Source organism: Streptomyces sp. NPDC014734 (assembly GCF_043083325.1).
In the GTDB taxonomy this organism is placed as follows: Bacteria; Actinomycetota; Actinomycetes; order Streptomycetales; family Streptomycetaceae; genus Streptomyces.
On record NZ_JBIBYN010000001.1, the window covers coordinates 753093 to 773853 of the forward strand.

Genomic DNA, 20761 nt, shown 5'->3' on the forward strand with positions numbered 1-20761 from the left:
CCCCGGACGCCACCATCTCCCCGGAGCCCTCCCGTGACCACGAACCCCAGCGCCGAACTCCTCGACAACCTGCTCACCGCGACCGGCCAGACCACCGCCGTACGGGAGGAGGTACGCGTGTGGTCCATGTCCGGCGTCGAACGCGTGGCCTTCCCCGACGGCTCCACGGCCATCTTCAAGTACGCCAAGAAGCCCTTCGACAGCGAGGACCAGGCCCTCCGCCTGGCCCACACCCTCGGCGTACCAGTCCCCCAGGTCCACGCCTCCGCCGTCCTGGACGGCTGGCTCGGCATGCTCATGGAGGACCTCGGACCGTCCGTACGCGAGGCCGACGACCTCGACGGCGTCGCCGCGGCCGTGATCCTGCACGGCACCCGTACGGCTCCGCCCTTGCCCGTCCTCGACCAGGAGCGCCTGCGGATGCTCCCGGCCCGGGCGCTGGAGCACCTCGAACGGCTGCGCAAGGCCGACCGGTGGCAGGACGCCGACGACGTCGAGGACACGCTCGACCGGATCGCCCAGGCCGCCGAGGCTCGCTCGGCCGGAGCGACGCTGGAGCCGTTCGGATGGGTGCACTCCGAGTTCCATCCCACCAGCCTCCACATCGGCGAGCGCGGCTGGCGGCTCCTCGACTTCGCCCGCGCCTTCACCGGCCCCGGCCTGCTCGACCTCGCCAGCTGGCACGGCACCATCGATCCGCCGCACCCTGTGCGCCTGCGCGTCTTCCTGGAGCAGTACGTCACCGCCGGCGGCACTCCCGACGCCCTCGCCCCGCGCGGCGGGCTCACCGCCGAGAACTGGGCCCTGGGCTGGCACCGCATGTGGGCCGTCGAGTGGTTCATGGAGCAGTCCATCCGCTGGATCAACGACCCGGCCACCGACCCCGCCTACATCAAGGCCGTCCGCCGCCACCTCACCGACGTCCTCCACCTCCTGGAGATCTGACGTGCTCGCCCAGGCATCCCCCTGGCACGTCCACGCCCTCCAACGCACCGCCGCCGGCCTCGCCGAACCCCTCTCCGTACCCGCCCGGATGGAATGGACCACGAGACCCGGCCAAGGTCCCGGAGCCGACGCCCTCGGCCCCGACCTGCGCGGCAAGCGACTCCTGGAACTCGGCTGCGGCCCCGGCCACAACGCCGCCCACCTCGCCACCCGACACGGCGCCCACGTCACGGGCGTCGACCTGGTCGGCCTCCAGGTCCGCCGCGCCCGCTCCCACTACGGACGGCTGAACAACCTCACCTTCGTCGCCGGCCACGCCCTGCACTACCTGCACGCCTCCGACGATCAGTTCGACGCAATCCATTCCGTCTTCGGGGCCGTCGGGCTCGTCGCGCCCGAGCTCCTGCTACCAGCCATTGCCCAGCGCCTCACGCCCGGCCGGGTGCTCGCCTTCTCCGTCCCGCACCCGCAGCGTGGCGGCCGAAGCCCCTCGGGCGACGACCGGCCTCGTCGCGACCACGTCACCCTTCCCGACCGTACCCGGCTCCCCATCGCCCGCTGGGAGTTCTCCACGGACCGGTGGGAGAAGCACCTCACCCAGGCGGGCTTCTGGCTCACCTCGGCCCAGGAGTTCCACGACCCCCGCATGGGCCACTGGCCCACCACCCTGCTGATCCGCGCTCGCAAGCTCTGACCAGCACATTCGCCCCGGCTTCCCTTGGAGGAACCGATGCGCCCGCCCTACCTGCTCCTCGACATCGACGGCGTCCTCATGCCCTTCCCCGACGCAGAGGGCTCGACCCCGGCCACCCACGCCCGCCACGACGTCGTCCCCACCGGCCGCAGCGCCGACACCCCGGTCACCGTCTGGCTCAACCCCGACCACGGCCGCCTTCTCATGGACGTGATCCGCACCGGCCTGGTCACCCCCGTCTGGTGCACCAGCTGGCGGCAGGACGCCACCACCCTCATCGGGCCCCTACTCGACCTCCCGGCCCTGCCGCACGTCGACCTGCCACGTCCCCAGATCACCACCAGCCACCCCAACGGCTACCTATGGAAGCGCGACCACGTCGATGCCTGGCTCGGCGATGCCCCCGCCGTCTGGATCGACGACGACTTCACCGGCCTCGACCATGAATGGGCGGTGGAACGCACTGCGAAGGGAACGGCGACCCTCCTCATTCAGCCCGACCCGCACCTCGGTCTACAGTCCGAGTACGTGACCGAGGTCACGAGGTGGGTCGCGCAGTTACGCACAGCCCGCGCCGCCTGACGACTGATGCCCTCGCTGCCACGAGCAGCGAGGGCATCAGGGTGCGCTGTTGGCACTGCACCAGGGCTACTGCCACAAGTCCGCGCCATCGCGCCCACTCGGGTCCATGGCCAAGAGATCTTCGTGCAGGCCCGAGAGGGCTCGACCAGTCGGGGCGCCGTCTTCGGCTGACTCCATGACGAGCCAGCCGACATCGATGCCCGATACGTTCACATCACTCCCGGTGTCCAGCTCATCGAGCGTTGCGAACACTGCCTCATAGGCGACCGCTCGCGCCAGGCGAGCGAGATCCTCCTTGTTCGCCCCAGCAGCAAGAAGCCGCTGGGCAACAGGAAGCTGATCGATGGCATCCGGATCGGCCCAACCGCCGATCGGACCGCGCCACAGACTTCGCAACAGCATGAACCGCGCGAGGTGTGGAAGGTCTTCGCAGATCTCCGACTTGGCCCAGTCGCCAGCATCGGCTGCGCCGAGTGCTTCGAATCGCGCGCGCAGCGACTCCGCTGCCGCCCTTCCACGCGCGTCCAGACTGTTCAACCAAGCCTGCCACTCGTTTGAGGATTCACTCACCGTGACAGCATGCCCCACGCGTACCTCGGCTGGAGATCCGCCAGCACTATCGGCAGCCTGGCAGCCCAAGCCGATCACTACTCTGTTCGCATGACCGTGAACGGAGATCGCCAGTTCCCCGCCGCGCTCGCCGCTGCCATGGCGGTCCGGCTTGAGTGCATTGGCGAGGACGGTGTCGACTTCGAACCCTACGAGTCCTTCCTGACTGCTGATGAGACCACCGAGTGGTTCCGCGCGTGGACAGGAAACGGCGAGCTGAACGGCGACGACTTCCGCGTGTTTGGCCAGGATGGCACCGGCGGGTACGCGGCGTTCTGGCTGGTTCGTCCAGGTCGGGAACTGGTGGAGCAGCCCGTTGTCTTTCTGGGCTCCGAAGGAGAGACCGGCGTCGTCGCTCGCGACCTGGGTGCCTTCTTGTGGCTGCTGGCTGACGGCTTCGGCCCGTGGGAAGCAGCCACCTCGTACGAGCCCGAGCCCGATTGGGCTCCCCGGGTCAATCGCGACCTGGAAGCTATCGCAGAGCAATTCACTCCGGACCGCCGTGCGTCGGCAACGGTGATCACCGCGCAGGCCACACGAGAGTTTCCCGACTTCGACGACACCATCATGAAGCTCTGCCGTTGAACCCGACCCGATGCCCCCGCCACGCCGTGTGGCGAGGGCATCTGACGGGGGTCAGCGGTGCCGACTGCGCTCTTCGGTCCTCGTAGCCACTGGTGTGGTCGGAGGGCATGGCGCGGCGGACATGGACGACGTTCCGCTGATGGCGCTTCGGCTGCGAGCCGCTTGCGTCCGCCGGTTCGGCTGAGCGGTGATGCGCCAGTTGAGGACCTCGGCGGGGCGCTCGGCGCTGTCGAGTTCCCGCTGGACGCCCACCTCCGCCAGGAGACGTCGGGGATTGTGGCCGGCGGTCTCGGCCTGGGCGAGGGTGGTGGTCAGGGCGGTCCAAGTGGGGTCGGCGAGGATTCGGTCGGCGTGGTCGGGGAGGGCCACGCGTACGTCCTGCTCGAAGCGTCGGGCGGTTGCGGCTCGTGGTGCGCGGCGGGTCAGGTCCGCCAGGACGGGTGGGGCGGCCTGCTGGTAGCCCGCCTGGAGGTGGCGGAAGGCTTCCTCGGCCGCGGCGGCCTGCTGTTCGTGGCCGCGTTGTTCGTGCCACTTGGCGGCGGCGCGGGCCAGGTGGACGGTGGCGAAGAGCAGGGCGATGGCGAGTCCGCCCGGCTCGTTGGAGGCGTAGGCGAGTTCCTTGGCGGCCTTGCGCAGGGCGGTGGCGGCCTGGTGGTCGGCGCGGGTGGCGGAGCGGCGGGCGCGGTTGAACGCCATGGCCGCCGCCCGCAGTTCCGCCCGGTGTGGGCCGGTCGTGGCGCTGGCGATGTTGTACAGGGCGTCGCCGAAGGCGGCCAGGTGGCCCTGGGCGGCGGCATCGTCGCCGGAGTCGAGGGCGGTGCGTGCCGTGTGGATGGCGGTGATGGTGTGGCGCCATGGGTCGGCGGGGTCCGCCGCGTACCGGGGGTGGTCAGCTACCTGCTGGTCGGGGAGGCGTTCGCGTAGGCGGTTGATGGAGAGGTCGGGGGCGAGTTTGGAGCCGCCGTACCAGACGGGTTCGCCGGCCGCGTTGGTGTCGCCGGGGGCGGCGAGGCTGTAGCCGATCACGTCGCCGGTCTCGGGGCCGAGGCGTGTCTTGACCTTGATGCCGAGGGACTGCAGCACGGTGAAGTAGTCGGCTTCGCTGTGTACGGCGGCGGCGACCGCGTACGCCTGCTCGCGCAGCCAGTGCCGTGCGGTGACCGTCTGGCCCTGGCGCTCGGCCTTGGCGCGTTCGGCGCCGGTGGGGGTGCGGGGTGCGGTGAGGTCGCCGGGCTTCAGGCGGCGCAGGCCGAACTCGGCTTCGATCTTGCGGCATTCGGCTTGGGCGCGCTGTCCGTCGTGGTGGGTGCGCGGGCGGCGGCCGTCGGCGCGGACGGTGGTGGCCATGATGTGGATGTGGTCGTCTGCGTGGCGTACGGCGATCCACCGGCATGCCTTCTCGTCGCCTTCGGGGGCGATGCCGGTGGCGTGCACGATGCGGCGGGCGACCTCTGCCCACTCGGTGTCGGTGAGGTAGCGGTCGCCGGGTGCGGTGCGGACCGGGCAGTGCCAGACGTGCTGGGGTGGTTTCTTGCCGCCCAGCTCGCGGGTGCGCAGGTCGACGTGGTGGTCGAGGCGTTTGGCGAGCTGGGAGTAGGTGGCTGCCGGGTCGCGGCCCGGGTCGGGGGCGCCGGCCATGTCCCAGGCGGCGACGATGTGAGCGTCGGTGTGTTCGTCCCGGCGGCCGGGGCCGAAGAGGTAGACGGTCTCCGAGTGTCTCGGCCACACCAACGCGGCCATGACGCTGAACATCTACATCCACCTGTGGCCCGACTCCGAGGAGCGGACCCGCGCCGCCGTCGACAAGGCGTACGCGGACCAGTCCGCCGATGCCCGGCCGCAGGTCGACGAAGCGGCGTAGCCGCTCCCCCGCGCGCTGACCGAAGTCAGCACGCTGCGGACTCTGCGCGGACCGCACAGGCCGCCCAACCCGCTCCGTCGCAGGTCAGACGGCCTTTCGCCGAACGTATTAGACGTTGAAGCGGAACTCCACCACAAGGCTGTGACCTGCGGAAATGCGGGCGCATCCCAGCACCATCCCAGCACGGGATGCGCGACAAAGCACAAGAAGACCGAAGATCGCCAACGCTACCCGGAAGCGCCCGCACATGCCTGAAGTCTGCGGAACTTCTACGAGCGCCGCATCAGGCTCGTGCCACCGCACCGAACCCCGCAGAGCAGCACAGCACTTGCGCTCACTCGCGGTCTCCCTGGACGCCAGCGGCCAGCTCGACGCCTGGCCGCCGCCCAGAATGCACGTCCTGACCTCGGGGCCGGCGCGAGCATCCACAGCTCCCGTATACGCCCGGTTTGGCGGGGCATAGTCAGAAGCTTCCGCGCTGTCGCAGGTCAGCCTGCATAGTTCAGCGGGTGGAGCAGGCCCCTTCTAAGCGCTTGGCCGCAGGTTCGAGTCCTGCCGGGGGCGCCCCAAACATGGCTGGTCAGGGCGCTCTCGGACCGCTAGCGGAGAAACGGTGCGCGCGGTACTGCGCCGTTCGTTCAGAGCGTTGCATTCCGTGCTCCAGAGAGGGGCAACGTGGGTCAGCTCGGCTTTCAGCCGGCTGAAGGGAGACGCGCCAGGCCCCCCTTCTCCAGCTCGTGCACCACCAGCTCCTCCATCACGTGTCGCTCCCTGGCGGAGGCGTAGGCGAGGTCGTGCAGGGCAGCAGCACGCCTGGCGAAGTCCCGCCTCACCTCATCGGTCGGCCAGGGGATCTTGTAACGGGAAAAGTCCTTGCGCCTCATCGCACGGGCCTGCTCACCCTGCGTAACGGCCGTCAACTCCCGCCTCCGGTAACGCAGCGAGTGCAACAACCACATCCGATCGACCTCGGACTCCGTGTAAATCGCGAGCGTCCGCCGACCTGGCACTACCGGGGTAGTGGTGAGCACGGTCCGCACCTCCCCGGGACGGGGCGCGATCAAGAGGCTGCCGGACGGACATACAACCTCCGCTTGCTCCACGGTGTATGAAGTCACTGTACCCAGATGTACTGTCCTGCAGTTCAGCACTTCGCGGGGAGACACCCACGGCATAGCCGACTGCTCGCTGTCCGGCAGAGACTGTGCCGCACCAGCCGTAACCTGACACACTTCGCCCACTGCACGCTCGGTAGCAGGACCTTGCCCGCACGTCTGCAGCGCCTCCATGAAATGCGCATCCGCCAGTTCCGTCGCGCAAAACACAATCCGGGTGTTCAACGCATTCTTGCGCTCAGCAAGCGAGATCAGCGAAAGCAGCCTCTCCCGCACCGGCGCTGGAGGCACTGGCACGGGAAGTCGGTTGAGTGCCTGCAGAGGCAAGGTCATGTGCTCGGCGTTCGACGAGGACAGCGTCAGATAGCTCTGGCTCTGCGAGGTCTTCAGCCACCATCGAAGCCACAGATCCCATTGTTGGGCGCGGCCCTCTGGTGTCCAGCGGACGACCGCGAGCGACCTGCCGACATTCCATCCTGCGTGCTCCTCCCCTGCAACTGCTGCCTCCCCCACACGCCCCACGAGCACGACAAGGAGGTCCCCAGATCTCAGCGTGCTGCGTGGGTGGCGTCTGGCCACATCGGGAGGCACAAATGTGAACTCCTGGACGTGCACACCTCCCTCGACGATCTCTGTGGCGCGGATCATCGGGATTCCGCCGGATGCCTTCTGCTGTCGCGCAATTCCGTAGGCGGCGTACTCGACCCCAGGGAACTCACGCAACTCAACGACGGGCCACGGAGTGGGGACATCATCCGATTCTGTAGTCATGCCTGCTCTCCAGGGCATCACGGACTCGGTTCCTGGCTGCGGCGCTACGGTCCATGCACTCATACAGCTCGGCCTTCCGGTTCCGGTCTCCGTCACTTGAATGTAACTGCGCGGTGCCCCCGTTCCGTACGTAGCGTGCGGGAGTCAGATCGAAGCCCGCCTCAGCGATTTCCTCGTACCTCGCCGCACGGCACCATGGGACGGATTCAGGGTCCCCCTCGCCCTCACGGCGTCGAAGTCCCTGCCATTCACCGAAGATCTGCAGCAGGCGTTCGGCCGAGTCCTTTGCGAAGTGGCGCCGCTGCCCCTTCTTCGCTGCTGGCAGTTTCCCTGCATCCGCGAACAAGACCTGATCGGAGTGCGGCCGCTCCCCTTTGGCCAGCAGCCACAGCGCCGTGCTCGCGCTGGCGTGCGGAAAGAGCCACGTCGGCAAGGCCACGACTCCCACGACCAGACCGTTCTCCAGCAGCCCACGGCGGATCAGTCCGTCGGTGCTGTTGCTGCTGTGCGCCGCGCCGGAAGACAGCAGAACGACGGCCCGTCCTTGTGGCGTGAGATCGGCAAGGATGTGCTGGACCCAGGCGAAGTTCGCGTTACCTGGACGTGGCACCCCCAGGGTCCACCGCCAGTCGTCCTTCAGTTCACCGTGCCCCCAGTCCCGCTGGTTCACGGGAGGGTTGGCGACGATCACGTCGGCCGGTATCGGTGAAGTGCCGGCCCTGAGGGTGTCAGCTCCTTCCTTGCCGAGGTCGGCATGGAATCCGTGCAGGGCGAGGTTGACGGCTGCGGCGTAACGCGCCGTCCGGTTGATATCCGCACCGGACAAGCGCACTTCACCCCCCTGTGCCCGAGCCCGGTGTGCGGCGGCGCGCAGCAGTCGCCCGCTGCCGCACACCGGGTCCCGAGCAATCTCGCCTCCTCGGGGAGCGGCCAGCCCCGCGAAGAGGTACGCCAGGTCGTTTGACGTGAAGTAGTCATCGCCACGCGCATAGCGTGTCGAGTACGTGTCGAGGAGCACGTCAAGGAGCCTCGGGTCCGGATCCAGCTGTCGCACCTCCGCGATCAGCTCACGGAGGGCCGGGTCGATGAGCTCGAAGGGACGGCTCACACCTTCGTCGCGATACGCAGGAAGGCTGTGGGCGCGAGCAACGGGCGTACGCGGCCACACTGCGCCGAGCCTGGCCCCCGCTGACTCCGAACCCGGCCCCCACAACCGGTCCACCTCCGCCAGCGATCCATGGCGGGACCAGCAGTGAAGGTAGACCACTTGAAAGGCAAGCCGGTACGTCGTCGCGGCATCGGCGACGCTGCGTAGCTTCTCGACGGCCCGCAGCACTCGCCGGTACTTCAGCCGCCCTTCTTCGTTCGCCCATTCCTCCTGGGTCACGACGACCTCAGCCAGGAGACGACCGCCAGCCCGATGAGAACAGTGGCTCCGCAGGCGGCACCACCGTTCTGGATGGCCGTGACGACCTCTCCCGCGCCAACGAAATCGAGGATGCCGGCCACGAGCCCCACCACCACCGACGCCAGGACGACCACCACCAACAGCAGCGCTCGCTGCGACATGCCACAACTCCCTCGGTTCCACCAGCAGTTAGCAGTTCTGCGGTTCGTTCCGCGGACTTGAAAGTAGTGGCCTGACACACCTCACGTCTCGCAGCACGGGAATTTGCTTTTGCCGTAAGGCGGTCGGGCGCAGCCCCTGCCGACCCCGCGAAGGACATCCGATCGGGCATACGACCGCCCCGGCAAACAGACGCTTGCCGGGGCCAGAAGCGAGATGAGCGAGGGCTATGCGTCGGCGGCCGAGCCGTCCTGGGACCACTTGTCGGCGAAGTGTTCCATCTGGCGGATCACCAGGTCGATCGCTTCCTTGGACTGCTCGGGCGGGTAGCCGTGGCGGGCCAGGAGGCGCCTGATGGTGGCGCGGAGCCTGGCCCGGACCGGTTCGCGGGCGATCCAGTCCTTCTTGAGGTTCTTGCGGACCTGGACCACGAGGTCCCGGGCGATGCCGGAGAGGATCTCGTCGCCCATGAGGTCGCGGGCGCTGCCGAGGTCGGCGACCGCGTCGTAGAAGGCGAGTTCGTCGTCGCCCAGCGGCGGGGTGAACTTCTCGCCTCGCCGGGCGTCCTCCGAGACCGTCTTGGCCAGTTCCACCAGCTGGGCGATGATCTCGGCGCTGGTGAGCTGCTGGCGCATGTAGCGGGTCATCAGGTCCTGAAGGCGCTCTGAGAACGCGGTCTGGCGGACGATGTTGTGCCGGGTCTGCTCGCGCATCTTCTGCTCGACGAGGCGGCGCAGGGCTTCGGCGGCCAGGTGTGGGGTTTCGCTGTTCTGCAGGCGGCCGACGAGGGCGTCGTTGAGGTGGGTGAGGTCGGCCTTGTCCAGCCCGGCCTCGGAGAAGAGGTCGGTGACGCCGCCGGTCTCCACGACGGCGGAGGTGAGCTGGGAGAGGTAGAGGGCGACGTCGCGGGCGACAGGCAGGCCCTGGGCCTCGCGGTCCATGGCGTCGAGCTTCGCCATGTACGTACGGACCTCGACGAGGAACTGGATGTCGCGCTTCCAGTACGGCTGGTCGGTGAACCGGGAGGAGATTTCGGCGGAGGAGCCGGCCAGGGCGAAGAAGCGTTCCAGGCGGTAGCCGTGTTCGCGGAAGCGGCGGCTGAGGGTCTGGTTCGGGTCGTCGAGCTGGTCGGGGTTGTTGCCCGGGGTGGCGGGGCTGCGGAGGTACTCGGCGGTGGTGTAGGCCGCTTTGACGAAGGCTTTCGCGTCGGGGCGGGAGAGGCGTTCGCGCCAGTTCCAGCCGAGGAGCATCTGGTCGAGGATGTCGTACTCGTTGCGGAGTTCGTCCAGGGCTCGGTCGATGTCCTGGCCGAGGGTCCGGTCGGCCTGGTCGTCGGCGGAGTACTCGGCGATGGCCTTCTGGAGGTTCTCGGTGAGGGGGGCGTAGCCGACGAGGAGGCCCTCCTCCTTCTTGCGGAAGCGGCGGTTGACGCGGGCGAGGGCCTGCATCAGGCCGGCGCCGCGCAGCGGCCGGTCCAGGTACATGGTGTGGATGGGCGGCGCGTCGAAGCCGGTCAGGAGCATGTTGTTGACGATGAGGAGCTGGAGTTCGTCCTCGTGGTCCTTGGCGCGGTTGATGACGGCCTTGCGCTGGGAGTCGCGCAGGGCGTGGGCGCGCAGTTCGTCGGAGTCCTTGCGGGAGTCCGAGGAGTAGACGATCTTCATGGCGCCGGTGGTGTGGTCGTCCGTGTGCCAGTCCGGGCGCAGTTCGCGCAGGGCGTCGTAGACGCGGACGCAGATCTCGCGGGTGGCGCAGACGAGCATCGCCTTGCCGGGGGCTCCGCCGGGTGCGTCGTCGGTGTCCGCGACGAACGGCAGCATCGCCGCACGGCGCGCTTCCCAGTGCTCGACCAGGTCCTGGGTCAGGTCGCGTATCCGGGCGGGGGCGCCGTACATGGCGTTCATGGTGGCGACGGCCTGCTCGACGCGGGTGCGCTCGGTGTCGTCCAGACCGTCGGTGATGCGGTCGGCCTCGGTGTCGATGGTGGTGGGGTCGACGTCGTGGTCGAGGACGAGCTGGACGACGCGGCTCTCGTGGTAGACCTTCACGGTCGCGCCGTCGTCGGCGGCCCGCTTGAGGTCGTAAGTGTCGATGTAGTCGCCGAAGACCTCGCGGGTGTTGCGGTCGGCCTCGGAGATCGGGGTGCCGGTGAAGGCGAGGAGCGTGGCGTGCGGGAGCGCGTCGCGCAGGTGGCGGGCGTAGCCGTCAAGGTGGTCGTAGTGGCTGCGGTGGGCCTCGTCGACCACGACGACGATGTTGCGCCGCTCGGAGAGGAGCGGGTGGTCGGTCCCGGATTCCTTCTCCTGCTTGGTGCGGCCGAACTTCTGCAGGGTGGTGAAGAGGATGCCGCCAGTGCGCTTGGCGGCGAGCTCTTCGCGGAGTTCGGATCGGTTGAGGAACTGGTGGGGCTGTTCCGGGAGGACCTCGCTCTCCTTGAACGTGTCAAAGAGCTGGTCGTCGAGGTCGGTGCGGTCGGTGACGACCACCACGGTGGGGTTGTGCAGAGCGGGGTCGCGCATGACGAGGTTGGTGGTCAGCACCATCTCCTCGGACTTGCCCGATCCCTGGGTGTGCCAGACCACGCCGGCCTTGCCGTCGGTCGCGGCGGCGCGGCGCACGGCGTCGGCCGCGCGGCTGACCGCGAAGTACTGGTGCGGCTTCGCGATCCGCTTCATGCGCTTGGCGGGCACGAAGTTGATGAAGGACCGGACGAGGGCGAGGAAGCGGGGCTGGCTGAACAGGCCGTGCAGGGCGAGGTCCTGGCCGGTCGGAACGTCGGCATCGGCGTCGGCGTGGACGGCGGCAGCGTCCACGGTGTCCACGCGGGCGCCGAACTCGTCGGTGTTCCACGGGGCGAAGTGCTCGTACGGGGTGAAGGGCGTGCCGTACTTCGCGGTGATCCCGTCGGAGAGCAGCACGACCGCGTTGTAGCGGAAGGCGGTCGGGAACTCCTCGACGTAGTGCCGGATCTGGGTGTGCGCGGCGGCCAGGGTGGCGTTCGGGTCGCCGGCCCGCTTGAGCTCGATGACGGCGAGCGGAAGCCCATTGACGTACAGGACGAGGTCGAAGCGGCGGTTGCGCTCACCGTTGATCACGGTCACCTGACGGACGGCGCGGTATGTGTTCGCGTCCGCGTGCTCCAGGTCGACGATCCGGACGGTCGGGGTGTGCTCGGCGCCGAGCGCGTCGGTGTACGTGACGGAGTGGACGCCGTCGGTCAGGTAGCCGTGCGCGGTCCGGTTCTCCTCGTACGTGTCCTGCGAGGCCGGGGTCGCGGCGGTCGCGAGGGCCTCACGGACGGCCTCCGGGGGGAGGGCGGGGTTGAGCCTCTCGACGGCCTCACGGAGATCGGAGTACAGGATCAAGTCGTCCCAGGAACGGCGGTGACCGGAACCGGGCGCGAGCTCATTGCCCTCGGCCTTCGGCCAGTCGAGCTCCACGAGCTCTTCGAGGGCAAGGAATTCCCAGTCGATTTCGAGGGGGCGGAAGTTGTCGGGGGTGTTGTTGCTGCCGTCGTCGTTCCCGTGCGTGGTCATACGTGGTCCTCAACAATCTTCTCGGCGTCCTTGACGCGAAGGCGGCCAGACATGAGTTGGGGGAGGAGAGTGTCGCGGAGGGTTGCGAGGGTTTGGTTCTCCTGCTCGCGCACCCGCGACATCGCGAAAAGCTCTCGTGCTTCCACTGTGAACCGCTGAATGGAGTGCGCGTCCGGGACCTTGATCCGGACCGACAGGGCCCTATCTCGGTTCAGTCCAGGAACAGCTGAGTCCGAGTTCATCTCCTCCAGACCCAATCCCTTGAGGAGAAAATACGCGTATTCCATGGACACCCCGTCGCCGCGACACACTACATAGAATGTCGTGTCGATTGGGAAGAAACCACCCTCCGACCAATAAACCGATCCAACCGTCCCCTTGCGGCCGACAATAATCCCGGGGCCCTCAATCAGTGCCTCAATGTGCCTTCCGCTGATTCCACCGCTCCCGAACACGGGAATTTCTCCGGTGGCCCTCCGGGCAGCGGGAAGGGATTTCCCGTACTTCAACTCAAGGATGTCACCTAGCACCGCCGACTCCAGCGCCGACGCCGAAACCTGCGCCGCCTTCGCCGCACCCAGCTCCATCGCCGCAGCCACGATACGCACATTGACAGCGATCTTGTCGTCCAGCGCCCCGAGTGCAGCCGCGATGGCACGCTGTTCATCAGGTTCCGGAATACGAATGGGAATCTGCGTGATGTAATTCCTGTTAAGCATTGGCTGGGCGGCGCCGGAATTGTATCCAGAAAAGTCGATCCCCCCCAGCAGGTGATAGACAAACCTAGGGTCATTTCCCAAGAAGTCAGTCACGTAAAGCGAAGTATTGAGCGGCCAAAAGTCTTCGGCGCAGTATGTGGCGTGCCCCATGGAGGCCCCAGCGCGACCAACAACGACGCCGGGGGCCTTCACGATCGCTGTGTCATGAAATCCACTTGGCCCAGCTGCTCCGACCACCGGCACATTTCCCGGGTTCCGGCTCGTCGTCGGAAGGTCGTGGCCACGACGCAGCTTCACGAGCTGGTCAAGCGTAGTGCGAGTCCATTCAGACATCGACCCTCCCCAGCTGCTCGCGCACCGTCTTCGACAGCTCGTCCGACTTGTCGAACAGCTCGTACAGCTCCCCCGTCAGCCGCGCGATCTTCTCCGCAACCGCCTCGGCGTCCTCTTCCTCCGCCTCAGCCGCCCCGACATACCGCCCCGGCGTCAGCACGTACCCGTGCTCCTGGACCGTCTTCAGGTCCGCGCTCGCGCAGAACCCCGGCACGTCCGCGTACGTCTCGCCCGCGTCCTTCGCACTCGTCGTCCCGCGCCACGCGTGGTACGTCCCCGCGATCTTCTTGAGGTCGTTCTCCGTCAGGACGCGCTCAGTACGGTCGACCATCTCGCCGATGTCCCGGGCGTCGATGAACAGGATCTCGCCCCGGCGGTCCGCAGCAGCGACCTTCTGCCCCTTCACGCCCCCCGGCGACTTGTCCTTCGCCAGGAACCACAGACAGGCCGGAATCGCCGTCGTCCGGAACAGCTGTGCCGGCAGCGCGACCATGCACGCCACCATGTCCCCATCCACCAGCGCCTGCCGGATCTCCCCTTCCCCGCTCTGCTGGCTGCTCATCGAGCCGTTGGCGAGGACGACACCGGCCGTCCCCCGCTCCCCCAGCTTGCTGATCATGTGCTGGAGCCAGGCATAGTTGGCGTTACCCCTGGGCGGAACTCCGTACTTCCACCGCGCATCCGACTCGTTGCGCGCCCAGTCCTTGATATTGAAGGGCGGGTTGGCCATGACGTAGTCGGCCTTGAGGTCGGGGTGTTTGTCGTCAGCGAAGGTGTCGCCCCAGCGGGCGGCGAGGTTGCCGTCGATGCCGTGGATGGCGAGGTTCATCTTGGCCAGGCGCCAGGTGCGTTCGTTGAGCTCCTGGCCGTAGACGGAGATGTCAGCCTTGTGGCCGCGGCCACGGTGGGCCTCGATGAACTTGGCGGCCTGGACGAACATGCCGCCGGAGCCGCAGGCCGGGTCATACACGCGGCCCTCGTACGGCTCCAGGACCTCCACCAGCAGGCGGACGACGCTGCTCGGGGTGTAGAACTCGCCACCCCGCTTTCCTTCGGCACGGGCGAAGTTGCCGAGGAAGTACTCGTAGACCTCGCCGAGGACGTCCTGGGCGGGCTTGTCGTCGCTGCCGCCGAAGCGGGCGTCGGTGATGAGGTCGACGAGTTCGGCCAGGCGCTTCTTGTCGACGTTGTCCTTGTTGAAGATCTTGGGGAGGACGCCGGTCAGCGACGGGTTGGCCTTCATGATGGCGTCCATCGCCTGGTCAAGGACCTCGCCGACGTTGCCCCTCTTGGCGTTGGCGGAGATCGAGGACCAGCGGGCGCTCTCGGGGACCCAGAAGACGTGGTGCCCGGTGTACTCGTCCTGGTCCTCCAGGAACTCATCCAGGCGGTCCTCAGCGATGCCTTCCTCCGCGAGTTCCTTGGCGAGCTGTTCGCGGCGCTCCTCGAAAGCGTCGGAGACGTACTTGAGGAAGATCAGACCGAGGACGAACTCCTTGTACTGGTTGGCGTCCATGGAGCCGCGCAGCTTGTCGGCGGCCTTCCAGAGGATGGCCTGGATCTCCTTGGGCGTGGAGGCAGTGAACAGCTCCGCCTGGTCGGCGGGCTTCTTCTTCCGGGGCGGCATGGGCGCTCAGGTCTCCTTCAAGAGTCGGACGAGAGATCAGACGAGAGGGGGTTCGGTGAGGGTCAGCGTGCCGTCGACGAGGCCGGCGGCGGTCAGGGAGGTCAGGTCGTCGAGGGCCGCCGCGTGCTGGCGCAGCAGAGCCGTGCGGCGGGCGATGTCGGCCAGGAGAGCGTCGTAACGCTCGGCCTCGTCGCCGGGCAGGTCGGGGATGAGGAGGTCTTCTATGCGGCGGGCGGAGCGCACCGCGCCGCTCACCCGCCGGTGTTCGGTCGCCGCCGAGCGCAGGAGCGCTGCCAGGACACGGGGCCGTACCGGATGCTCGACGTCGGGGCGTGCGCGCAGGACGCGGGCGGGGAAGGCGACCACCGACAGGCCCTCGTCGTCGACGTACGCGCCGAAGCTCGGGGTGGCGGTGACGACGATGTCGCCGGGTTCGGTGAAGTAGGCGTGCTCGTAGGTGTTGAGGAGTATGGCGCGGTCGATGCGGTGACTGTCGACCGGCGCACTGCCGGTGATCTCAGCCGGGGTGAGGACCGTGTAGTGGCCCGCGCCGCCGGTGAGGAGGTGTTCGGCGGCGATGCGGTGGCCGGGCAGTCGGCGCAGGCGGCGGTCCTTGAGTAGGCGGGCCACGGTGGTGCGGCGGGCCGGCTGGTCGTCGGGGCGCAGGACGGCGTTGGCGCGGATCGTTGGCGCGTGGTCGAGGGCGCTGCGGGTGGCGTCGATCAGCTGGTGGAGGCGGAGTTCGGTCTCGGAGATGCGGGCCGGGCGTTCGACGACGGTGCGGGTGTAGCGGTCGGCGTGCGGGCGGTGCTGCGGGGTGAACGCGGCACCCGGTGCGCTGGTCAGCGCGGTGGCCCGGACGATGGCGGCGTTGCGCGGTTCGTGGCGGCTGTCCGCCCTCCAGCCAGCGTCTCGGAAGATGTCGATGTCCTCGGCCAGCGCGTCCAGGGTCTGCGGGGTGAGGCTGCGTGAGGCGAGGTCGGCGAGGAGGATCTGGCCGGTGCGCTTGTCTTCGGGCGTGCGGTGCAGGATCCAGATCGCGGTGCGGTGGGCCGGGCGGAAGGGGAGTACGCCTTCGGGGAGGCTGATCGCGGCCTTGAGGAGGTGCTGTTCCAGGAAGTCCCGGCGCAGACGGTCCGCTTTCCCGCGGGCGGGCAGGGGCCGGACGAGCGCGTCGGCGGGTCCCAGGACGACGGCAGTGCAGTCCTCGGCGAGGAGGTCGGTGAAGTCCTGCAAGCTATGCAGGACGGCGAGCGGGCTGCGGGTCTCGGCCGCCTCGTAAGGGAGGCAGCAGGCGATGACGTGCGGATTTCCCCAGTCTTCCGTGGCCAGTTCCTCGCCGTCGGCAAGGTCCATCTCAAATTCCTGGACGCCCTGTGCCATGAGGCGGCGGCGGGCGAGCCGGGCCAGGTCCGGCATCGGGTCCGCGGAGAGGAAGAAAGGCGAATCCTCGGCATCGGACACGGATTCGCGCAGGGCGACTAGCAGATCGCCGCTCCGGGGATGGAGGACGGCGGCCGTTGCCCCTTCTTCGCGTTCGTTCAGTCGCGCGAGGCCGGTGAGGTGGGCCATCGTGCGGCTCACCGGCGGAATCGGTTCCTCGGCGGCGAGGTCGTCGCAGCCCAGGCGGCGGCGTGCGTCCATGACCCGTTCGAGCGCATCGGCCGGGGTGTAGGCGGCCTCGGTGAGCTGGTCGGCGAGCACGGCGAGCAGGGGGCCCTGCCGTTCGGCGTCCGGCAGTTCGCGCAGCTCTCTTCGGAGGAAGGTGTCGTCGAAGTCGGTCTCGGCGGCACGCTCCAAGATCGTCTGCCAGGGCAGGTTGGCGAGCGGTTCATCGAGGAGCTGACGCAGGCAGAGCAGTGCGGTCACTGTGTCGACCAGGGTGCGGGCGGGGATTGCGCGCCGCCAGGCGGACAGGGTGTGCAGCACCAGCTCCGCCCGGATCTGGCCGGCGTCGGCATTGCCGCGGCCGGTGGACAGAAGCCATTCGGCGACTTCACGGCCGTCGAAGAGCGGGCTGGCCCCCTCGTACGCGACAGGCTCGGGGAAATCCGCGTGCCGGCGGGCCCAGGTGGTGACGACGGGACGTTGGACCTGGGCCAAGGTCCCGATTTCGGCGTAACTGATCCGCCAGTAGATCTCCTCGGGCAGGATGGGAGCGGTTGCTTCACGTGTGCCAGCCATGCGGTTCCGCTCCCTTCGTGAAGACTGCCTCGTGCTCCCGGTCGAGAACGTTTCTCCCAGGGCACCTCACACGCTACAGCCGGTCGAACTCTCAGCTTCGCCAACGGTTGATAACCAGGGTTATCAGGTTCTCGAACAATTTCACCTCCAATCTTCTGGCACCTTCGTCACCATCACCCCGGCACCACCCGCCGGGACGCCAGCCCCATACGAGTCCGACCGCACCGGCGTCCTCATCGCCGCACCTCTGCTCCCTTGCCGGGCACTCACCTCTGTCCGCCTCGACACTCCCCGTCCCGTAAGGCCGCTCGTGTTACCGAACCGCACCGCAACCTCGCCCCAGGAGACCTCTGTGTCCAGCACCGCGTCGAAGCGCACCCTGTACCGCCTGACCCACGTCGAGGCGACCCCTGAGTCGATGCTCGAAGCCCTCGACGTCGACGCCCTCGACACCCTGGACGCGGTCGTGCGCGACGTCAGCGATCACATGGGAGTTCCCGCCCTCGCGGTGTCCTTCGCCGTAGCGAAGGAGGAAGCCGCCTGGGGCAAGGACATCCTCCGGCTCACCGACGAGTCAGACCTGCTGCAGAGCGAGCAGCGCACCGGCGCACTGCTCGTGCTCGCCGTCGACGACGTGGTGTACGCGATCGGCTTCGACCAGGGCTACCGGCTTCTCCCCGCCCAGCTCAAGGACGCGCACTTCGGTCTGTCCTTCGGTATCCGCGCCATCAACCCGCGTCAGGTGCGGGACTTCACTGCCAGCGTCCTCGGCCAGGCGCGCATCGACAGTTCCCTGATCCCTGCCGGCGCCTCCGTACCGGCACTCGGACTCCGGGACCACGGGCGGATCATCCGCCACCTCGGCGGCTACCTCGACGAAGTCGACCTCACCGCAGGGAGCGGCACCAGGAACGGGGCCATGACCGCGGAGGGCGGCATCGGTCTCCGTATCAAACTCGGCACCACCCCCGCCACACTGATCAAGGACATCTGCGCCATCGCCGCGATCTGCGAACACGTCGTTCCCCACCCCGACCTGGCCTTTGTCGAGCACATCACCGCGGTCAAGGACCCTTCCCTCATCGACGCGCTCGACGCGGAACTGGACGCCACGCTCGGCCGTCCCGCAGACGGCCGGATCATGACCGCCGTCCCCTTCTCCCAGAGCTCTTACCTGCCCCGGTCCACCGCCTGCACCATCAAGATCGGGTCCTGCCCGCCCCACCTCCGGGACGAGTTCAGTCTCGACTACGTCCTGGAGCGGGCCCGTGTGATCAAGGCAGGCGCCCGCGTCACGGCGCTCCGGCAGGGCACCGTCGAACTGTTTCGTGACACGCTCTCCGCACGGACCGCGCTCGCCCCGCGCACCGCCTCCCTGGAAGCCCTGTCCAAGGAAACCGCCATGAAGTGGATCGAGGCCACTTTCTCCCTCGGCTCCCGCACGTTCTGTCTGCTCGACGGTGAGTGGTACGAGCTCGGGGCGGGCTACCTGCGCAACGTCAACGAGACCGTGGCTCCCTTGTTCCCCGACGCGCCCTCAGTCGATCTCCCCCGCTGGCCGCTCGTCGAGAAGCTCAACAGGAAGGGTATGCGCGTGATGCGTCCCGTAGACGAAGGCGACTACAACAAGCTGGCCGCCCAGGCCCGTCGCGGCTGGGTCTGCCTGGACAAGAAGAACGTCCACAACCCCTTTCGGGCAAGCAACTCCGTCGAGATCTGCGACCTGTTCACCGAGGACGACACTCTTGTCCTCGTGAAGCCCGCGCACTCCTCAAGCCCGCTGAGTCACCTGTTCAGCCAGGCGCGCGTCTCCGTTGAGCTCCTCTTCGAGAACGCGGCCGTACGCGCGGAGTTCGCCCGGTCCGTACACGTCAACAGCGATCCGGCCCGCAGCATCCCCGAGGACTTCACCCCGCGCCGCGTCGTCTTCGCGATCCTTCTGAAGGGCGGAGCCAAGCTCACGCCGGACTCCCTCTTCCCGTTCTCCGCCATCACCCTGGCCCAGACCGCGAAGGCCCTCGCCGCTCGCGGCGTGACCGTCGAAGTCATCGGCGTCGAAAGCGAGTCGGCCCAGTCCGCCATGCGCGACGAGGCTGCGTAGCCGCCCGGGACTCTCGCCGTAAACACGCCCTCTACATCTCTCATCCGAACGAGGAGTCCTTTCAGCAGCCCAGAATTCCCGCAAGGGCAGCGGGCATCGTCTCCGGGTGCAGGGCATTCAGGGAACGGCGGGAGGCTACATGGAACAGGCCCTCAACAAGCGGCAGCAGGCCGTGCTCGGCTGGGTGGGCCAGGGGTGTCCCGACGGAGTCTGGCCAGACAGCACGTACAAGACCAGCGGGCAAGCCCTGCAGAACCGAGGGCTCATCAAAGTCACCAAACGCCGCGGGCATTGGAGCGCCCACCTCACCGAGAAGGGGCGGCAGCAGCTCATCGAACGCGGCATCCGCCCCGTGGAGCAGAGCACCCGACCGCCGGACCGCCCCGCCCGAAATGCGGCACCGCCGCGCCCCCGAGCCGTGCCGAAGGCCCTTGCGAACTACGCGGACCAGCTACTCGATGAACTGGCCGTTGCGAACGACGGCTGTCTGATCAAGCCCATCGAATCCGGCCCGCACGCGGTGAATTGGGCGTCACGGGTCAACGCCGCCCGCAAGTCCGGCAAGATCCCCCACACGCAGGAAATCCACGGATACCGCACCCACCGCGGCTACGAGATCAAGCTGGTCGACATCCCTGCCTGGCGCCTCGCGGAACTCACCCCGCTCCCTGTGCCGGCCAGACTCACCAAACCCCATGCCGTCGTGGCCGCCCTCCAAAAGCAACCGCAGCCCATGGACCTGACCAAACCCCTCCAGGGCCGAGCCCTGCGCATCATCCAAACCCTCATCGCTGCCACCACAGCCCAAGGCCACAAGGCATCGCACGGAACCACACAAGGCGCGCCCCCGCCCCATCGGCGCCGCAAGGCACCACCGCACTTCTCCATCACCGCCCAAGGCGAAAGTGTCGGATTCCTCGTCCTCCAAGAACAGGACCGCAGCGAACACGTCCCCACAGACAAGGAACTCGCCGACGCCAAGAAGTACTCATGGATGCGTATCCCCCGCTTCGACTACACCCCCTCCAGCCGCCTACGCTTCATACTCCGCGGCGGCATCCCGCACCGTGCAAGCGAATGGGCAGATCTCCCCGACCGGCCTCTGGAAGAACAACTCGCCGAGATTGTGCAGGAGGTCGGACTCCGCGGCGAGGCCGCAGAACGCAAACGCCTTGCAGACCAGCAAGCCAGAGAGGTACAGCAAAAGCGCTGGGAAGCCGCCATGCAGGAAGCCCACGACGCATACGCCCACGCCTACCGCGTCAAACGCCTCGGAGAACAGGCAGACACCTGGTACCAGGCCAGGCGCCTGACTGAATACGTCGCAGCAGTAGGCGTCCATGCCACATCACTTCCGCCCGGGCAGGAGCGGACCGAGGTCGAGGCGTGGCTCGCGTTCGCGGACGCGCACCTCCAAAACCTCACCGAATCGGCCTCAGCGCCGAAACTGCCCACGCCGCCGAAACCCAGCGGCGACGACCTCAAGCCATTCCTCGGTCACTGGAGCCCCTACGGACCCCGCTCCTACTGAG

16 protein-coding genes are annotated in these 20761 nt (G+C 67.9%); 7 read left to right on the top strand and 9 right to left on the bottom strand.

Annotated elements, in window-relative coordinates:
• Positions 1-33 precede the first annotated feature (33 nt).
• The 3 genes from ACF1CT_RS03260 to ACF1CT_RS03270 are packed head-to-tail and all read left to right on the top strand — an operon-like array spanning position 34 to position 2221.
• Complete coding sequence (locus tag ACF1CT_RS03260; protein ID WP_391782016.1) at positions 34-945, top strand: phosphotransferase family protein; 912 nt, start codon at positions 34-36, stop codon at positions 943-945.
• A gap of 1 nt (position 946) precedes the next feature.
• Positions 947-1639 (top strand): class I SAM-dependent methyltransferase, encoded by a 693-nt coding sequence (locus ACF1CT_RS03265; protein WP_391782017.1) that lies wholly within the window; start codon positions 947-949, stop codon positions 1637-1639.
• A 36-nt stretch (positions 1640-1675) separates the two neighbouring features.
• Positions 1676-2221 carry an HAD domain-containing protein gene (locus ACF1CT_RS03270; protein ID WP_391782018.1) on the top strand — a complete coding sequence of 182 codons (546 nt, stop codon included), beginning with the start codon at positions 1676-1678 and terminating at the stop codon, positions 2219-2221.
• A 66-nt stretch (positions 2222-2287) separates the two neighbouring features.
• On the opposite strand, the gene ACF1CT_RS03275 is transcribed toward ACF1CT_RS03270, so the two are convergent.
• Positions 2288-2791, bottom strand: a complete 504-nt coding sequence (locus tag ACF1CT_RS03275) for a hypothetical protein (RefSeq protein WP_391782019.1) — start codon at positions 2789-2791, stop codon at positions 2288-2290.
• A gap of 90 nt (positions 2792-2881) precedes the next feature.
• Here ACF1CT_RS03275 and ACF1CT_RS03280 point away from each other — a divergent pair, with 90 nt between their 5' ends.
• Positions 2882-3415 carry an SMI1/KNR4 family protein gene (locus tag ACF1CT_RS03280; RefSeq protein WP_391782020.1) on the top strand — a complete coding sequence of 178 codons (534 nt, stop codon included), beginning with the start codon at positions 2882-2884 and terminating at the stop codon, positions 3413-3415.
• Between the two features lie 51 nt (positions 3416-3466).
• Here the strand turns inward: ACF1CT_RS03280 and ACF1CT_RS03285 are convergent, their stop codons facing one another.
• On the bottom strand, positions 3467-5167 hold the full coding sequence (locus ACF1CT_RS03285) for a relaxase/mobilization nuclease domain-containing protein (protein WP_391782021.1): 1701 nt from the start codon (positions 5165-5167) through the stop codon (positions 3467-3469).
• Here ACF1CT_RS03285 and ACF1CT_RS03290 point away from each other — a divergent pair.
• Entirely contained in the window at positions 5154-5276 is a 123-nt protein-coding gene (locus ACF1CT_RS03290; protein ID WP_391782022.1) for a hypothetical protein, read from the top strand. The genes ACF1CT_RS03285 and ACF1CT_RS03290 overlap by 14 nt on opposite strands.
• Before the next feature lie 692 nt (positions 5277-5968).
• On the opposite strand, the gene ACF1CT_RS03295 is transcribed toward ACF1CT_RS03290, so the two are convergent.
• From ACF1CT_RS03295 to ACF1CT_RS03325, 7 genes are all read right to left on the bottom strand, one after another.
• A complete protein-coding gene (locus ACF1CT_RS03295) occupies positions 5969-7162 on the bottom strand; it encodes a hypothetical protein (protein WP_391782023.1) in 1194 nt (397 codons plus the stop codon).
• Positions 7143-8549, bottom strand: coding sequence for an N-6 DNA methylase (locus tag ACF1CT_RS03300; RefSeq protein WP_391782024.1), 1407 nt, complete (start codon positions 8547-8549; stop codon positions 7143-7145). Before ACF1CT_RS03300 ends, ACF1CT_RS03295 begins: the two co-directional genes overlap by 20 nt.
• Complete coding sequence (locus ACF1CT_RS03305) at positions 8546-8731, bottom strand: hypothetical protein (RefSeq protein WP_114038962.1); 186 nt, start codon at positions 8729-8731, stop codon at positions 8546-8548. Before ACF1CT_RS03305 ends, ACF1CT_RS03300 begins: the two co-directional genes overlap by 4 nt.
• Positions 8732-8956: 225 nt before the next feature.
• The gene (locus ACF1CT_RS03310) at positions 8957-12265 is read right to left on the bottom strand and encodes a type I restriction endonuclease subunit R (RefSeq protein ID WP_391782025.1); all 3309 of its coding nucleotides are present in this window, start codon (positions 12263-12265) and stop codon (positions 8957-8959) included.
• Positions 12262-13317, bottom strand: coding sequence for a restriction endonuclease subunit S (locus tag ACF1CT_RS03315; RefSeq protein WP_391782026.1), 1056 nt, complete (start codon positions 13315-13317; stop codon positions 12262-12264). Before ACF1CT_RS03315 ends, ACF1CT_RS03310 begins: the two co-directional genes overlap by 4 nt.
• The gene (locus tag ACF1CT_RS03320) at positions 13310-14944 is read right to left on the bottom strand and encodes a type I restriction-modification system subunit M (RefSeq protein WP_391782027.1); all 1635 of its coding nucleotides are present in this window, start codon (positions 14942-14944) and stop codon (positions 13310-13312) included. Before ACF1CT_RS03320 ends, ACF1CT_RS03315 begins: the two co-directional genes overlap by 8 nt.
• 36 nt (positions 14945-14980) lie before the next feature.
• The gene (locus ACF1CT_RS03325) at positions 14981-17128 is read right to left on the bottom strand and encodes a hypothetical protein (RefSeq protein WP_391782028.1); all 2148 of its coding nucleotides are present in this window, start codon (positions 17126-17128) and stop codon (positions 14981-14983) included.
• A 352-nt stretch (positions 17129-17480) separates the two neighbouring features.
• Here ACF1CT_RS03325 and ACF1CT_RS03330 point away from each other — a divergent pair, with 352 nt between their 5' ends.
• Positions 17481-19229, top strand: a complete 1749-nt coding sequence (locus ACF1CT_RS03330; protein WP_391782029.1) for a DUF6119 family protein — start codon at positions 17481-17483, stop codon at positions 19227-19229.
• A 139-nt stretch (positions 19230-19368) separates the two neighbouring features.
• On the top strand, positions 19369-20760 hold the full coding sequence (locus tag ACF1CT_RS03335) for a hypothetical protein (RefSeq protein WP_391782030.1): 1392 nt from the start codon (positions 19369-19371) through the stop codon (positions 20758-20760).
• Position 20761 lies beyond the last annotated feature (1 nt).

Excerpts from the sequence above, each read along its gene's own strand:
- ACF1CT_RS03320 (WP_391782027.1), bottom strand. The coding sequence starts at position 14,944 with ATGCCGCCCCGGAAGAAGAAGCCCGCCGACCAGGCGGAGCTGTTCACT.
- ACF1CT_RS03335 (WP_391782030.1), top strand. The coding sequence starts at position 19,369 with ATGGAACAGGCCCTCAACAAGCGGCAGCAGGCCGTGCTCGGCTGGGTG.
- ACF1CT_RS03310 (WP_391782025.1), bottom strand. The coding sequence starts at position 12,265 with ATGACCACGCACGGGAACGACGACGGCAGCAACAACACCCCCGACAAC.
- ACF1CT_RS03305 (WP_114038962.1), bottom strand. The coding sequence starts at position 8,731 with ATGTCGCAGCGAGCGCTGCTGTTGGTGGTGGTCGTCCTGGCGTCGGTG.
- ACF1CT_RS03325 (WP_391782028.1), bottom strand. The coding sequence starts at position 17,128 with ATGGCTGGCACACGTGAAGCAACCGCTCCCATCCTGCCCGAGGAGATC.
- ACF1CT_RS03290 (WP_391782022.1), top strand. The coding sequence starts at position 5,154 with ATGACGCTGAACATCTACATCCACCTGTGGCCCGACTCCGAGGAGCGG.
- ACF1CT_RS03295 (WP_391782023.1), bottom strand. The coding sequence starts at position 7,162 with ATGACTACAGAATCGGATGATGTCCCCACTCCGTGGCCCGTCGTTGAG.
- ACF1CT_RS03315 (WP_391782026.1), bottom strand. The coding sequence starts at position 13,317 with ATGTCTGAATGGACTCGCACTACGCTTGACCAGCTCGTGAAGCTGCGT.
- ACF1CT_RS03280 (WP_391782020.1), top strand. The coding sequence starts at position 2,882 with ATGACCGTGAACGGAGATCGCCAGTTCCCCGCCGCGCTCGCCGCTGCC.
- ACF1CT_RS03270 (WP_391782018.1), top strand. The coding sequence starts at position 1,676 with ATGCGCCCGCCCTACCTGCTCCTCGACATCGACGGCGTCCTCATGCCC.
- ACF1CT_RS03285 (WP_391782021.1), bottom strand. The coding sequence starts at position 5,167 with ATGTTCAGCGTCATGGCCGCGTTGGTGTGGCCGAGACACTCGGAGACC.